The sequence below is a fragment of the Polaromonas sp. genome, from assembly GCF_012927455.1.
GTDB lineage: Bacteria > Pseudomonadota > Gammaproteobacteria > Burkholderiales > Burkholderiaceae_C > Polaromonas.
The window spans coordinates 761,962-777,485 of sequence record NZ_JABBPE010000002.1 but is presented as its reverse complement, the minus strand read 5'-3'; the positions used below and the strand labels follow the sequence as shown (position 1 = coordinate 777,485).

Sequence of the window (15,524 nt, the reverse complement as noted above, 5' to 3'; positions counted from 1 at the left end):
TGCATCTGCGTTTAGCCGTTGCCGCTGGGGGAGGGGCGCTTTGTACGTCGTGTATGTCGTTTACGTCGGGTGAGCCGGGTGGATGGGTTTTGCTGCGTCAAATATCAGTCCAGCGCCGCACGGATTTCCTTCAGGAAATCCCTGGCCACGGCGGCCACTTTATCGCGCGGCTGCTGCTCAATCAACTGGATGATCTTGCTGCCAATCACCACGGCGTCTGCCACTTGGCCGATGGCCTTGGCGGTGGCCGCATCGCGAATGCCAAAACCAACGCCTACCGGCACCTTTACATGCTGACGAATGCGCGGCAGCATGGCTTCGACGGCATCGACGTCCAGCGCGCCGGAACCGGTCACGCCCTTGAGCGAGACGTAATAGACGTAGCCGCTCGCCACTTCGGCCACCTGCGCCATGCGGGCGTCAGTGCTGGTGGGTGCCAGCAAGAAGATCAGGTCCATGCCATGCGCGCGCAACCGGGAGGCGAATTCCACGCATTCCTCGGGTGGGTAGTCAACAATCAGCATGCCGTCGACACCGGCCGCTGCGGCGTCGCGGATAAAGGCGCTCTCGGTGGTGCTGGCGCCGTACTTGATGTCGTAGCGCTCCACCGGGTTGGCGTAGCCCATCAGCACGACCGGCGTGGCGCTGTCGCGGGTGCGAAAGACGCGCACCATCTCCAGCACATCGGCCAGGCCAATGCCCAGCGCCAGCGCTTTCTCGCCGGCCTTCTGAATCACCGGGCCGTCGGCGCTGGGGTCGGAAAAAGGCACGCCCAGTTCAATCACATCGGCGCCGCCGGCCACCAGACCGTGCATCAGTTCGGGGGTGACGTCGGCATAGGGGAAACCGGCCATGACATACGGAATCAAGGCTTTGCGGCCCTGGGCCAGCAGCGCGGCCAGGGTGGGTTGAATGCGGCTCATCGCACAAACCCCACAACTTGCCCGGCCAAAGCAGACGCGCCCTTGATGCTTTGGCCATGGCAGGATGGGCGGCAGAAAAAATCCGCCTGCGACAGGTCGGCCACGGTGCCTATGTCTTTGTCGCCGCGGCCCGACAGGTTGACCAGAATGCTCTGGTCGCTGCGCATGGTTTTGGCCAGTTTCATCGCGTAGGCCACGGCGTGGGCCGATTCCAGCGCCGGAATGATGCCCTCGGTACGGCACAGGTAGTGAAAGGCTGCCAGCGCTTCGCTGTCGGTGATGCCGACATATTCGGCGCGGCCTATGTCTTTCAGAAAAGCGTGCTCGGGGCCGACACCGGGGTAGTCCAGGCCAGCGCTGATGCTGTGCGTCTCCGTGACTTGGCCGTCCTCGTCTTGCAGCACATAGGTGCGGTTACCGTGCAAAACGCCAGGCAGGCCACGCTGCAGCGATGCGGAATGCTTGCCGCTGTCCATGCCTTCGCCGGCCGCTTCGACGCCAATCAGCCGGGTTTTTTCATACGAAATATAGGGATGAAAAATCCCCATGGCGTTGCTGCCGCCGCCGACACAGGCAATCACCGCGTCGGGCTGCTTGCCGGCGTTGACTTCCGGCATCTGGGTGAGGCACTCGGCGCCAATCACGCTCTGGAAATCACGCACCATCATGGGGTAGGGGTGCGGTCCGGCTACCGTGCCGATGATGTAGAAGGTGTTGTCCACGTTGGCGACCCAGTCGCGCATGGCTTCGTTGAGCGCGTCTTTTAGGGTTTTGCTGCCGCTGGTCACTGGAACTACGGTGGCGCCCAGCAGCTTCATGCGGTAAACATTGGGGCTTTGGCGCTTGACGTCTTCGCTGCCCATGTAGACCACGCACTCCAAGCCATAACGCGCGCAAATCGTGGCCGTGGCCACGCCGTGCTGGCCGGCGCCGGTTTCGGCAATGATGCGCGGCTTGCCCATGCGGCGTGCCAGCATGGCCTGGCCTATGGTGTTGTTGATCTTGTGCGCGCCGGTGTGGTTGAGGTCTTCGCGCTTGAGGTAAATCTGCGCGCCGCCCTGCTCGCGGCTCATGCGGGCGGCATGGTAGATCGGCGAGGGCCGGCCGACAAAGTGCTTGAGCTCATAGCGGAACTCGGCCAGAAACTCCGGGTCGTTCTGGTATCTGGCGTAAGCCTCTTTCAGCTCATTGATCGCGGCGGTCAGTGTTTCAGACACGAAACTGCCGCCGTAAATTCCGAAATGACCGGCAGGGTCAGGTTGGTGGTAGTCGTACATAGTCTTGTTTAGTTAAGGACAGAGCAACTCATTTGCTGCGCTCATGTAGCCTGGTCTGTCCCGCAAGGTTTTTGAAATGTTCGTCGGCAGCGCGAACGGCTGCGACAAACTGATTGATTTTCTCCAGACTCTTGATTCCTTTTGAAATCTCGACGCCTGAGCTCACATCAACGGCCAGCGTTTTACAGCGCGGCCTGACTTGCAAAATGCCATCGGTCACGTTTGCAGGCGTCAACCCACCAGACAAGACGAGGTGAGCGTTGACGTTTGGAGGAAGAAGTGACCAATTGAATGTTTTTCCGCCGCCGCCATAGCCCTCGACATGGGCGTCTAAAAGTATGGCCTGGGCGGCTTTGAAGTCTTCGACATATTTTACGAGATCGAAGCGGTGATCGTCCGCCGCCGCGTTTTCGTCCAGCGGAATGCGCGCGGCACGCAGGAAGGGCCGGCCGATCTGCAGGCAGGCATTGGGTGACTCATCACCATGAAATTGCACCATAGCCGAGGGAATACGGGCGCAGGCAGCTATTATTTTGATAGCAGTTGCGTTGACGAACAGCAGCACCGGTGTGACGAAGGGGGGTAAACGGCGCGCCAGTTCGGCGGCGCGCTCGGCCGTCACATGGCGCGGGCTGGCTTCGTACAAGACAAAGCCGACCGCATCGGCGCCGGCGGCCACCGCCGCGTCCACGTCTTGCTCGCGCGTCAGGCCGCAAATCTTGATGCGGGTGCGCAAAGGCAAAGAAGAGGTCATAAGCCATACCCGAACGGAAGACAGCGCAGTAACTCTTCACTCCGGCCTGGGCCGCGGAACCGGCTTCGCCGGGCCGCAGGCGCAGCGGCCCCCTCGGGCGGCAGCGCATTACACGAAGTGAAAAGCGTGGGGGCAATCATGGCAACCAATCATAAGCGGCAGTGCGATTTGGCAAGCCGTAACGCGCTTCGTAAACCGGGCCCAGAAAATACAGGCCGTCGGGAGAAAAAGTGGGAGCGGCTGCAGCGCGGCTGCGTGCGGCAACGACCTCGGCCAGCCAATCTGGCGGATGGGTGCCCTGGCCAATCGCCAGTAGGCAACCCATGATGTTGCGAATCATGTGGTGCAAAAACGCGTTGGCTTCGAACTCGAAGCGCCAGTAGCGTGAAGCTGTGCTTGCGCGCTGGGAAATCTCAATGCGGCTGATGGTTTTGACGGGTGACCTGGCCTGACACTGTGCCGCGCGAAAGGAGCTGAAGTCGTGCTCGCCCAGCAAATGGGCGAGTGCCCGTTGCATCGCCGCGCCATCCAGCGGCCGGTAGACCCAGCCGACGCGCCCGGCCTCGACGCTGGGGCGCACCGGGGATTCCAGGACCACGTAGGCATAGCGGCGCGCGATGGCGCTGCCGCGTGAATGGAATTCATCGGGGACCTGCCGCGCCCACTGCACGGCAATGTCGGGCGGCAAAAAGGTGTTGGTGCCACGTACCCAGGACGCGGTTTCACGCTGCAGGGGGGTGTCGAAGTGCGCGACCTGCATCAGAGCGTGTACGCCCGCATCGGTACGCCCGGCGCACATGATTCGCACGGGCTGTACGGCAAACTTGGCCAAGGCCTGCTCCAGCTTGTCTTGAACGGTCTTGCCCGACAACTGGCTTTGCCAGCCTTCGTAGGCGCTGCCGCTGTAAGTGATACCGAGCGCAATCCTCACAGGCAGCAATTCACCACGTGACGCCAGGCGTTCAGCCGGCGTTCATGACAGGGCGCTGAGAAACGCCTGTGCTTTGACTTTCAGGGGCCCTGCGGCTTTGGCCAACACCTCTTCGGCCAGCGCTCGAGCGCCATCTGGATCGCCCAGGGAACGGAATTCTTCAGCCAGCAGGAATTTGGTTTCCAGCGGGTCATCCGACTGGGTCACCAAGTCCGCAATAGGAAGGCTATCGGTCGCGGGCTCGTGCAGGTCCAGGGACAAGGAGCTCAGATCAAACTCCAGCATGCCACTGTCGGCAGCGACCGGCGCAGGCGCGACAGCCGCAGGGGGCAGCTCCGGCTTGGATGCCGCAACAGGCTTGGACGCCGTGGCCAAAGGCTCCGGGGAGAAGTCCAATCCGTTGGAGGGGAAGGAAATCTCCGGCAGCAGTTCGTTGACGGGCCCGGCAGCCGGTGGGGCGGCTTTTGCATTGTCAAAATCCATGTCCAGGTCATCAAGATTCAGATCATCGAGATCCAGATCATCAAGATCATCCAGATTCAGGATCGGTTTCATCGCTTCAGGGAGCTCGGGCGTCTGCAGGAGCGCAGGGGGAGAAGAAAGCGTAAAGGGGGCTGGCATGGTCCCCATATCGGGCGTTTCGTCCAGCGAAAAATCCAGATCAAGGTCAACATCAACATCAGACGGCGGCACAGTGACTGGAGGAGTGTCAGTGGAATCCAGATGAGCCAGCAAGCTGGCCGAACTGAAAGCTGCGCCGCTTGCGGGAACGTTGCCCAAGGGCTGTCCGCCGGGCAGGTACATCGGATTGGCAGGATCCAGCTCACGACCCAATTCCGTGATGTGTGCCCATTCGGGGCCGAAGCCTTGCGTCAGGTTAAAGGCATCCAGCGCCACGTTCTCGAAAGCCTTGCTGTCGCTACGCTTGGCATAAATTTCAAGCAGTTTGGCATGGATAGCCACGCGCTTCGGACTGGTGCGCACGGCCTCCTTGAGGATTTCCTCGGCTTGCAAATCGCGGCCGTAGGCGAGGTAGACATCGGCTTCGGCTACCGGATCCACATCGCCGGCGGCGTCAAGCTGGCTGGGGGAATAGACCAGGGACGAGCCCGTGGCGTTCCCTTCCTTGGTGTCCACGTGCTGGCCGCCACTCGCGCCAAAGAAGGAGTCGGGCTGCAGGCGGCTTTCAAGGAATGAGCTGTCGATCTGGGACGCGCGGTTGCGCCTGCGGTAGCGGTATAAACCGAATCCGGCCAGCAGCACAAGCAGACCAGCGGCCAAAGGCTTGGTCAGCGGATTTTCCAGCCACTCGTCGAGCAGGCTGGCATCAGTCGGCGTTTCGACCTTGACCAGGGGCTTGGTAGCAGACGTTGCGGCCACAACGTTGCTGGCTGCTGCGACCGGCGCCGACGCTGCAACGACAGGCGCGAGAACCGAAGATGGGGCAGAGGCGGGGGCGATGGTGGCAGTTGCCGTGCTGCTGCTGGCTGTTGTACTGGCGACCGGCGTGACCGGCGGCGCGAGGGCGGCAGCCGAGGCTACCACGGCCGGCGCTGCTGCGCCGCTGCTGGCTGCGGCTGAACTGGCCGCTAGCGCTGGAATGGTTGCCGGTACAGCCAGACTGGAAGGCGCTGGCACAGTAACACCCGGCGCCTTGACTGCATCGGCCGCTGGCGCTTCAGCCCGGCCAGGCCCGATGCCCAGCTTGTTGAGATCGTTGATGTTTTTGGACAGTTCGGCCAAACGGGTCGACGCGTCCTGGGCCTGTCTGTCCTTGACGATCTTGTCTTCGGCCTGCGCACCGGACTTGCCCTGGATCGAGCCTTTGGAGAGCGTCAATTTATCGGGCGCGCTGTTGGCCGACGCGCGGTCTTCAACCTTGGCCTGCACCTTGCCAGCCGCCTGGCGGTCGGCGCCGGCGACTTGCGTGCTGGGCACGCCCTCCGCGAGCTTGCGTCTAAAAGCGTTGAAATCCTTGCTTTGGGCGACGATGGTCTGGCTGGCCTCGCCAACTGAAATGGCGCTGGCGGCTTGCGCGCCGGGTACGTCCAACACGGCGCCGGCCTTGATGCGGTTGACGTTGCCGGCAATGAAGGCATCCGGATTGCCTTTAAGCAATGCCACCAGCATCTGGTCCAGCGACACGCTCGCCGGCTTGTTTTGGGCCGCAATTTTTCCGGCAGTGTCACCAGTCTTGACTGTAATTTGTTTGTTGTCGGCGGGCGCTTTTTCTGCGGGACTGACCTTGACCGCGGGCACTTTGACCGTTGGCGCTGGCCGCGCAGGTGGTGGGCTGGCGGCTGCAGGCGGACTGGCGGCGACGGCTCGGCCCGTTGGCTGAATGGGCTGAAGATTCGGCGCTGCCGGCCGGGACAAAATAGGGGCGGTTGGCGCCACCGCCGCAGCCGCGTTGGCGGCGCGCAGGTTAGGCGGGTCAAACAGCATGGTGTAGTCGCGCGTGATGCGTCCGCTGGACCAGTTGGCCTCCAGGATCAGATCCACGAATGGCTCGGTCACGGGGCGGCTGCTGGTCAGTCGCAGAAAAGCCCTGCCGTCGGCGCGGCGCTGCAGTTTGACTTCCAGCCCGGAGACCGCGGCGGTGTATTCAAACCCTGCCGCCTTGAAAGCGTCTGCCGGTGCTACGCCGGCTTTCAGGCTGGCGGCTTCTTCGGCAGTGATGTCTGCCACTTCGATCTCGGCACGCAGCGGCTCGCCCAATGCAGATTGAACGGTGATTCGACCCAGCGCCATGGCGTGGGCTTCCAAGCTTGCCAGGCTACCGAGCAAGGCAATGGCACTCGCCAGGGCGCCAATACGCCAACGACCGCGATTATTCATGGGGTTTTGAGCCTCCAGTGCTCGGACTGCATGTAACTTTTTTTTGCCTGAGGACACAAAAACCTTGATGCTAATTTTCGAAAAACAACCTTAACATCAAGGCATTACGCTGACAAGCTAAGACATCGCTTAAGTCTTGACACCTCGGGTTAGTGCTGACTTACAAGATTTTGATGTTGTCTGAAGGCAACGCTATGTAACAAGTGTTCAGGGTCGGTGGCTGACTAACTGCAACCGACGGCCACTATTATCTCAGGCATCCAGCAGGATCCTCAACATGCGGCGCAGCGGTTCAGCGGCACCCCAAAGCAGTTGGTCGCCCACGGTGAACGCGCCCAGATACTCGGGTCCCATGGCCAACTTGCGAAGGCGACCGACCGGAATTTGCATGGTGCCCGTGACGGCTACCGGCGTTAGGTCCTTGATGGAGGCTTCGCGCGTGTTCGGCACCACTTTGACCCAGGCATTGTCCGCCGCGATCAGGGCCTCGATGTCGGCCAGCGGCACGTCTTTCTTGAGCTTGAAGGTTAGCGCCTGGCTATGGCAGCGCATCGCGCCCACGCGCACGCAAAAGCCGTCGACAGGGACAGGCGGCGTACCAAAGCCCGCGCCCTGGCCCAGAATCTTGTTGGTTTCGGCGCCGGCTTTCCATTCTTCCTTGCTCATGCCGTTATCCAGATCCTTGTCGATCCAGGGGATGAGCGAGCCACCGAGCGGAACACCGAAGTTGGCGGTCTCGCTGGCGCTCAGCGACTGCTGTCTGGTCAGTACGCGCCGGTCGATTTCCAGGATGGCCGATTTCGGATCGTCCAGCAGCGCCTTGACTTCGCTGTTCAGCGTGCCGAACTGGGTCAGCAGCTCGCGCATGTGCTGCGCGCCGCCACCCGACGCCGCCTGGTAGGTCATGCTGGTCATCCATTCGACCAGGCCGGCCTTGTACAGCGCGCCTACGCCCATCAGCATGCAGCTCACAGTGCAGTTGCCGCCGACCCAATTGTTGCCGCCTTTGGCCATAGCATTTTTGATGACGGGAAGATTGACCGGGTCCAGGACGATGACGGCGTCGTCGTTCATGCGCAGGGTTGATGCCGCGTCAATCCAGTGGCCCTTCCAGCCGGCAGCGCGCAGCTTGGGGAATACGTCGGCGGTGTAGTCGCCGCCTTGTGCGGTGATGATGATGTCGCACTGCTTGAGCGCTCCAAGGTCAAAAGCGTCTTTCAGGGTGTTTTCGTTCCTGGCTTGCGCCGGCGCTTTGCCGCCCGCGTTGGAGGTCGAGAAGAAAACCGGCTCGATCAGCTCGAAATCGCCTTCTGCCTGCATGCGGTCTATCAACACCGAGCCGACCATGCCGCGCCAGCCTACGAGTCCGGTGAGATTGCCTGTGAGTTTCATGTTGTTCATGGCGAAAAGCCCTTCAAAAAGTACGAAAAAGTGGCTTTTTGACCCGGCTCATCGAGCCGGAGGGCACGACGAACCAGGCTTGCTAGCCTTTAATGGTGGTCGTGATTGTGGTCTGGGCAAAAACCGGCGCGCCATAGCCTGTCCGCAAAGCGGCAGGGAGATGGACGACGACGTGGTTGCACATGGCTCTGATTGTAGCGAGGCCAGCCCAAATGCCAATTTTGCCTGGATAAGCCTGACAAGCCGATGAGGGCCTGCCAGTCCAGCGAAAAGGGAGTCTACTTTCTTAACCGAGCGCCTTGACCACCGCATCGCCCATCGCGACCGTGCCGACCCGGGTCGTGCCTGCGCTGAAAATATCCGGGGTGCGCAGGCCCTGCGTCAGCACCTGGTCAACGGCGCGTTCAATACGCGCGGCCGCTTCTGGCTGGTTCAGGCTAAAGCGCAGCATCATAGCGGCGCTCAAAATGGTCGCCAGCGGATTGGCCACGCCTTTGCCGGCAATGTCGGGCGCGCTGCCGTGGCTGGGCTCGTACAGGCCCTGATTTTTGTCGTTCAGGCTGGCCGAAGGCAGCATGCCGATGGAGCCGGTCAGCATGGCGGCGGCGTCACTGAGGATGTCGCCAAACATATTGCCGGTGACCACCACGTCGAACTTCTTTGGCGCCTTGACCAGCTGCATGGCCGCGTTGTCCACGTACATGTGGTCCAGCGCCACATCGGGGTACTGCAGCCCTACTTCAGTGACCACGTCTTTCCAGAACTGGAAGGTCTCCAGCACGTTGGCCTTGTCGACGCTGGTGACGCGCCCTTCACCACCCGATGCCTTGCGTTTGCGCGCAGCCTGAAACGCCACATGGGCAATGCGTTCGATCTCGGGGCGGGAATAGCGCATGGTGTCGAAGGCTTCCTCGGCACCCGGAAAGTGGCCATCGGTCGCCACCCGGCGCCCTCTGGGCTGGCCAAAGTAGATGTCGCCGGTCAGCTCGCGAATGATCAAGATGTCCAGGCCGGACACCAGTTCGCGTTTCAGGCTGGAGGCGTCTACCAGTTGCGCATAGCAGATCGCCGGGCGGAAATTGGCGAACAGGCCGAGGTTTTTGCGCAGACCCAAAATGGCCTGCTCGGGCCGCAATGGCCGGTCGAGTTTGTCGTACTTCCAGTCGCCGACTGCGCCAAACAGCACGGCGTCGGCCTCTTTGGCCAGCTTCAGCGTGGCGTCGGGCAGCGGATGACCGTAAGCCTCGTAGGCGGCGCCGCCTACCAATGCGCTCTCGGTTTCGAATGTCAGATCCAAAGCCTGCAGGACCTTGACGGCCTCGGCAACGATTTCGGTGCCGATGCCGTCACCCGGGAGAATTGCGATTTTCATGATTACTATCTTTTTTATAGCTGCTAACGCTCGTGGCTATTGGGCTAGAGCATGATTTACCCGTTAATTTCGATCAGCCTGCCAGCGTGTGGTTGAGCCAGGGCTTGGTCGCCAGCCGTTCCGCTTCAAACGCCTTGATCTTGTCGCTTTGCAGCAGCGTCAGGCCAATGTCGTCAAAACCATTGAGCAGGCAGTATTTGCGAAAAGCCTGCACCTCGAAGGGCAGCTCTTCGCCTTGCGCCTTGATGACGACCTGGCGCTCCAGATCGATGGTCAGCGTGTAGCCGGGAAAGGCCAGTACCTCGTCAAACAGCTGCGCCACTTGCGACTCGGGCAACACAATGGGCAGCAGGCCGTTTTTGAAGCTGTTGTTGAAAAAGATGTCGGCGTAGCTGGGCGCGATGATGGCGCGAAAGCCGAATTGATCGAGCGCCCAGGGCGCGTGCTCGCGCGACGAGCCGCAGCCGAAGTTCTTGCGCGCCAGCAGCACCGAGGCACCGGCGTAGCGCGGCTGGTTCAGCACGAAATCCGGATTCGGCAGGCGCGTGGCCGGGTCCTGGCCGGGAAAGCCGGCATCGAGGTAGCGCCAGGCGTCAAATAGGTTGGGTCCAAAGCCGGTCTTGCGGATTGATTTGAGAAACTGCTTGGGAATGATGGCGTCGGTGTCGACGTTCTCGCGGTCCATGGGGGCAACGAGGCCGCAGTGTTGGATAAATTTTTGCATATGGTTCAAAGCCTATTTTTTTGCAGCGTTTTCAACGGCGGTGCCGGCACGCTGCACGTCCTGACCGAATCCCCTCATGGTGTTGCAGCCGCCCAGCAGGGAGGCAGACAACACAGAAAACGCAAGCAACAGCAGCGGTGTCAATTTTTTCATCAGAATTCTCCTTCAAACTTTTTTCTAGACAAATTGACGGATATCGACGAAATGGCCATGCACGGCCGCCGCCGCCGCCATGGCCGGGCTGACCAGATGGGTGCGGCCGCCCGCGCCCTGGCGTCCTTCAAAGTTGCGGTTGCTGGTGGAAGCGCAACGCTCACCGGGTTCGAGCCGGTCGGCATTCATGGCCAGGCACATCGAGCAGCCCGGTTCGCGCCATTCAAAGCCGGCAGCGATAAAAATCTTGTCCAGACCTTCGCGCTCGGCCTGTTCCTTGACCAGGCCGGAGCCCGGCACCACCATGGCCAGCTTGACGTTTTTGGCGACTTTTCGGCCAATTCTTTTCACCACCGAGGCGGCTTCGCGCATGTCCTCGATGCGGCTGTTGGTGCAAGAGCCAATGAATACCTTGTCGATGAAAATATCGTTGAGCGCCTTGCCCGGCTCCAGGCCCATGTAGGCCAGTGCGCGTTCGATGGCGCCGCGCTTGTTGGCGTCTTTTTCCTTCTCGGGGTCCGGCACCTGGTCTTCAATCGACAGCACCATTTCGGGCGAGGTGCCCCAGCTCACCTGCGGCAGGATCTGGCTGGCGTCCAGCTCGACCACGGCGTCAAATCTGGCATTGGCGTCGGAATGCAGCGTGGCCCAGTATTGCGCGGCCAAGTCCCATTCGGGACCTCCCACAAACTGGCCGGTTTTGGCGTCGGTGCCCGGGGCCAGCAGGCGGCCCTTGACGTAGTCTATGGTTTTCTGGTCCACCGCCACCAGACCGGCGCGCGCGCCGCCTTCAATCGCCATGTTGCAGACCGTCATGCGGCCTTCCATGCTGAGGGCGCGAATTGCCGATCCAGCAAATTCAAGCGTGTAGCCGGTGCCGCCTGCGGTGCCAATCTTGCCGATGATGGCCAGCACGATGTCCTTGGCGGTGCAGCCTTTGGGCAGCGTGCCTTCCACCAATATCTGCATATTCTTGGCTTTCTTGGCCAGCAGGGTTTGCGTGGCCATCACATGCTCGACTTCGCTGGTACCTATGCCGTGCGCCAGCGCGCCAAATGCGCCGTGGGTGGAGGTGTGCGAGTCGCCGCAGACGACGGTCATGCCGGGCAGGGTGGCGCCGTTTTCGGGCCCAATCACATGGACGATGCCCTGGCGTTTGGAGAGGAAAGGAAAGAAGGCGGCTGCGCCAAATTCCTTGATGTTGGCGTCCAGCGTGGTGATCTGTTCCTTGCTGACCAGGTCCGTGATGCCGTCATAGCCCAACTCCCAGCCGGTGGTGGGTGTGTTGTGGTCGGCCGTGGCGACGATGGAGCTGATGCGCCAGACCTTGCGGCCGGTTTCGCGCAGGCCCTCAAAGGCTTGCGGGCTGGTGACTTCGTGCACCAGATGCCGGTCGATATAAAGAATCGAGGTGCCGTCTTCTTCGGTGTGAACGACGTGCTCGTCCCAGATTTTGTCGTACAGCGTGCGACCGTGCGCTTCAGTGGTGATAGGTGTCATGGCTCTTCCTTTGTGGTCTTCTTCGTAGTCTTTTTCGTGGTCTAAAAAGTAATTTTAGGCGGTGAGCGGCTGCTGCGCGAGATGATCGACCAGCAGGCGGGCGGTCACCGGCAAGCTTGAAAAATCGCGCGCCACCAGCTCGATCCGGCGCGTCGCCCAGGCATCGAGCAGCGCTATGGCTTGCAGCTCGCCGACGCCATGCATCAGCGCAAAGGCGCGCTGCGGCATCACGCCTACGCCGAGGCCGTTGTCTATCATGCGGCACATTGCGTCCAGTCCGGTCACATGAATGCGCAGCTTGATGGTGCGCCCGACCGCTGCGGCGGCCTGGCGCAGCGCCAGATAAATCGAGCTGGTCGAATGCAGGCCGACCTGGTCGTAGTCCAGAGCTGATTCAAAATTGATAGCACCTTGCGCGCATAGATCATGGCCTTTGGGCACTATCAACACCAATTGGTCGGTGCGGTAAGGGCGCGTTTGCAGCTCGCCCACGCCGTTGGCGGTGTTGCAGACGCCCAGGTCGGCGGCGCCTTCCTGAACGGCGCGCACAACCTCGGTGCTCAGGTGTTCTTCCAGGTCAATCTTGATCTCGGCGTGCTGGCGTATGAAGGCGCCCAGGTCTTCGGGCAAAAACTGCACGATGGCCGAAATGCTGGCGTGCACGCGTACATGGCCGCGCACGCCATCGGCGTATTCGCTCAGCTCGGCCTGCATTTTCTCCAGACTGAAAAGCACCGAGCGTGCATGGTGCAGCAGGCTTTGCCCGGCTGGCGTCAGGTCTACGCCGCGCGTGTGGCGGTACAGCAGCGGGGTGCCCAGCGCGGCTTCCAGGTCGCTCAGGCGTTTGCTGATGGCCGACGCCGCAATGAATTCGCGCTCGGCCGCCTTGCCAATGCTGCCGAGTTCGCACACCGCGACAAACAGCTGAAGCGAGGTCAGGTCGATGCGGCGGGCGAAATTGCGTTCGGAGCTTAAGAGGGACATGGCGTGGAGCCATCGCAGTTGGCGATGGGTTTCTATTTTGCTGCATAAATGAAGTCTTGGTCATCGCAATATGCGATGACAGGCTTGCCGAAATGGCTGGTGAAACCCCATTTTCATGAAATAAGCGGTATTTTTGGCCTCTAGGCCATACAGCACGGACGTAACCAGCTATAAAAACTATAGCAGTCAGAGTGCGATGCCCACGCGTTAAAAAGCCCGCCGATGTTGCCATCTGGCGGGCGGATGCAAAGCGCCAAGGCGCTGGATCCGGGCGGCTTAACGCTGAGCGATCGGTTTCACGTCACGCGGCATCGAGCCGATGAAAAGCTGGCGTGGACGGCCGATCTTGTACTCGGGGTCGCCAATCATTTCATTGAGCTGGGCAATCCAGCCGACGGTGCGGGCCAGCGCAAAAACGGCGGTGAACAGCGGCACCGGTATGCCGATGGCGCGCTGCACGATGCCGGAGTAAAAATCCACGTTGGGATAAAGCTTGCGTGAGACGAAGTAGTCGTCTTCCAATGCAATCTTTTCCAGTGCCATGGCCAGCTTGAACAGCGGGTCGTTTCCCAGCCCCATTTCCTGCAGCACTTCCTTGCAGGTTTCCTGCATCAGCGTGGCGCGCGGGTCATAGTTTTTATAAACGCGGTGACCAAAGCCCATCAGCTTGACGGTGGAGTTCTTGTCCTTGACCTGTTTGATGAAGTCACCGATTTTCTCGACGCCGCCATTTTTCTGGATATCGCCCAGCATGTTCAGCGCGGCTTCGTTGGCGCCGCCATGCGCCGGGCCCCAAAGGCAGGCCACGCCGGCGGCAATGGCCGCGAACGGGTTGGTGCCCGACGAGCCGCACAGGCGCACCGTGGAGGTCGATGCATTCTGCTCGTGGTCGGCGTGCAAGATAAAGATACGGTCGAGTGCGCGCTCAAGCACCGGGTTGACCTTGTACTCCTCGCACGGCGTGGCAAACATCGTGTGCAGGAAGTTGCCGGCATAACTCAGGTCGTTGCGGGGGTACACGTAGGGCTGGCCCACGGTGTACTTGTAGGCCATGGCCACCAGCGTCGGCATTTTGGCAATCAGGCGGATGGCCGCAATTTCTCGGTGTTCGGGATTGTTGATGTCGGTGCTGTCATGGTAGAAGGCCGACAGGGCGCCAACCAGGCCGGTCATGATGGCCATCGGGTGCGCGTCACGGCGAAAACCACGCAGGAAAAACTGCATCTGCTCGTTAACCATGGTGTGGTTGGTCACGCGGCTGACAAAGTCTTTTTTCTGATCGCCGTTGGGCAGTTCGCCGTACAGCAGCAGATGGCAGGTCTCGAGATAATCGCAGTTGGTGGCAAGTTGCTCGATCGGGTAGCCGCGGTACAGCAGTTCGCCCTTGTCGCCGTCAATGTAAGTGATGGCGGATTGGCAAGCGGCCGTTGACATGAAGCCAGGGTCATAGGTAAACATGCCGGTCTGGGCATACAGCTTGCGAATGTCCAGCACATCCGGGCCCACCGTGCCTTGGTACACCGGTAAATCGACATTTGGGCTGCCGTTGCTGAATGACAGGGTGGCTTTGATGTCAGCTAGCTTCATGATCGGTTCTTTCTCTCAAATCAATACGGGGACTGTCGGGGCACTGTTTTGGCAGGTGGGCGCAGCAAGTTTAAAACTTCCAGCGATTCAAGGGTAGAGGCGCTGGCTTGCGCATCGGCATCAGACAGCTGTCCGGGTTGTTTTCGCTCTAGCAACAGGTCCAGCAAATCGTTATCAGCAAGCGCCATTAAATCATCCAAGCCTTTAGCCTGCCTGACGGTCAAGGTAACCTCATGGCGCTGGAAGAACTTCTCAATCAGCAGGTCGTTTTCCAGCAAGCCGCGGCGGCAGCGCCACTTCAGCTTGCTCAGGCCGCGCTCATCAAGCAGCGGCGACACGTCAGGGGAGTCCATACTTTTAGCTTAGACAGTACGCAACACCAGCATTTCCTTGATCTTGCCGATCGCCTTGGTCGGGTTCAGGTTTTTTGGGCAGACGTCGACGCAGTTCATGATGGTGTGGCAGCGGAACAGGCGGTACGGGTCTTCCAGGTTGTCAAGTCTTTCGGCGGTGGCTTCGTCGCGGCTGTCGGCAATGAAACGGTAGGCCTGCAGCAGGCCGGCCGGCCCCACGAACTTGTCGGGATTCCACCAGAAGCTGGGGCAGGCCGTGGAGCAGCTGGCGCACAGAATGCACTCGTACAAGCCGTTGAGCTCTTCGCGCTCTTCCGGGCTTTGCAGGCGTTCTTTCTCGGGCGGCACGTTGTCATTGATCAGGTAGGGCTTGATCGAGTTGTACTGCTTGAAAAACTGCGTCATGTCGACAATCAGGTCGCGCACCACAGGCAGGCCGGGCAGCGGCTTGAGCACAATCGTGCCCGTCAGCGTGCGCATGTTGGTCAGGCAAGCCAGACCATTTTTGCCGTTGATGTTCATCGCGTCCGAGCCGCACACGCCTTCGCGGCAGGAGCGGCGAAAGGAAATGCTTGGGTCCAGCGCCTTCAGCTTCATCAGCGCATCAAGCAGCATGCGTTCGCTGCCGTCGAGCTCGACCTCCAGCGTCTGCATATAGGGCTTGGTGTCGGCGTCCGGGTCGTAACGGTAAATCTGGAATGTGCGTGTGGTCATGGGGGGTTCCCGC

14 protein-coding genes are annotated in these 15,524 nt (G+C 60.7%); all 14 read right to left on the bottom strand.

The genetic code is table 11. From position 1 onward, the window contains the following. Positions 1-104: 104 nt before the first annotated feature. Positions 105-923, bottom strand: coding sequence for a tryptophan synthase subunit alpha (gene trpA, locus HHJ18_RS04215; protein WP_296911818.1), 819 nt, complete (start codon positions 921-923; stop codon positions 105-107). After that, entirely contained in the window at positions 920-2,200 is a 1,281-nt protein-coding gene (gene trpB, locus HHJ18_RS04210; protein ID WP_296911816.1) for a tryptophan synthase subunit beta, read from the bottom strand. The genes trpA and trpB overlap by 4 nt, the downstream gene beginning before the upstream one ends. A 28-nt stretch (positions 2,201-2,228) precedes the next feature. Further along, a complete protein-coding gene (locus HHJ18_RS04205; protein WP_296911814.1) occupies positions 2,229-2,954 on the bottom strand; it encodes a phosphoribosylanthranilate isomerase in 726 nt (241 codons plus the stop codon). Between the two features lie 136 nt (positions 2,955-3,090). Then, the gene (gene truA, locus HHJ18_RS04200; RefSeq protein ID WP_296911812.1) at positions 3,091-3,885 is read right to left on the bottom strand and encodes a tRNA pseudouridine(38-40) synthase TruA; all 795 of its coding nucleotides are present in this window, start codon (positions 3,883-3,885) and stop codon (positions 3,091-3,093) included. A gap of 42 nt (positions 3,886-3,927) precedes the next feature. Continuing rightward, positions 3,928-6,723 carry a FimV/HubP family polar landmark protein gene (locus HHJ18_RS04195; protein ID WP_296911810.1) on the bottom strand — a complete coding sequence of 932 codons (2,796 nt, stop codon included), beginning with the start codon at positions 6,721-6,723 and terminating at the stop codon, positions 3,928-3,930. 252 nt (positions 6,724-6,975) lie between these two features. Next, positions 6,976-8,115 carry an aspartate-semialdehyde dehydrogenase gene (asd, locus tag HHJ18_RS04190; protein ID WP_296911931.1) on the bottom strand — a complete coding sequence of 380 codons (1,140 nt, stop codon included), beginning with the start codon at positions 8,113-8,115 and terminating at the stop codon, positions 6,976-6,978. 295 nt (positions 8,116-8,410) lie between these two features. Continuing rightward, positions 8,411-9,496, bottom strand: a complete 1,086-nt coding sequence (leuB, locus tag HHJ18_RS04185; RefSeq protein ID WP_296911808.1) for a 3-isopropylmalate dehydrogenase — start codon at positions 9,494-9,496, stop codon at positions 8,411-8,413. Between the two features lie 73 nt (positions 9,497-9,569). Continuing rightward, on the bottom strand, positions 9,570-10,220 hold the full coding sequence (leuD, locus tag HHJ18_RS04180; RefSeq protein ID WP_296911806.1) for a 3-isopropylmalate dehydratase small subunit: 651 nt from the start codon (positions 10,218-10,220) through the stop codon (positions 9,570-9,572). 12 nt (positions 10,221-10,232) lie between these two features. Beyond that, positions 10,233-10,373, bottom strand: coding sequence for an entericidin A/B family lipoprotein (locus HHJ18_RS04175; protein WP_296911803.1), 141 nt, complete (start codon positions 10,371-10,373; stop codon positions 10,233-10,235). Positions 10,374-10,397: 24 nt separating this feature from the next. Continuing rightward, entirely contained in the window at positions 10,398-11,873 is a 1,476-nt protein-coding gene (gene leuC / locus HHJ18_RS04170) for a 3-isopropylmalate dehydratase large subunit (RefSeq protein ID WP_296911801.1), read from the bottom strand. A 54-nt stretch (positions 11,874-11,927) separates the two neighbouring features. Then, complete coding sequence (locus HHJ18_RS04165) at positions 11,928-12,857, bottom strand: LysR substrate-binding domain-containing protein (protein ID WP_296911799.1); 930 nt, start codon at positions 12,855-12,857, stop codon at positions 11,928-11,930. Positions 12,858-13,133: 276 nt separating this feature from the next. Then, positions 13,134-14,444, bottom strand: a complete 1,311-nt coding sequence (gltA, locus tag HHJ18_RS04160) for a citrate synthase (protein WP_296911797.1) — start codon at positions 14,442-14,444, stop codon at positions 13,134-13,136. 20 nt (positions 14,445-14,464) lie between these two features. After that, positions 14,465-14,797, bottom strand: coding sequence for a succinate dehydrogenase assembly factor 2 (locus tag HHJ18_RS04155; RefSeq protein ID WP_296911795.1), 333 nt, complete (start codon positions 14,795-14,797; stop codon positions 14,465-14,467). Positions 14,798-14,806: 9 nt separating this feature from the next. After that, positions 14,807-15,511: a succinate dehydrogenase iron-sulfur subunit gene (locus HHJ18_RS04150; RefSeq protein ID WP_296911793.1), complete on the bottom strand. Its 705-nt coding sequence runs from the start codon at positions 15,509-15,511 to the stop codon at positions 14,807-14,809. Positions 15,512-15,524: the final 13 nt, after the last annotated feature.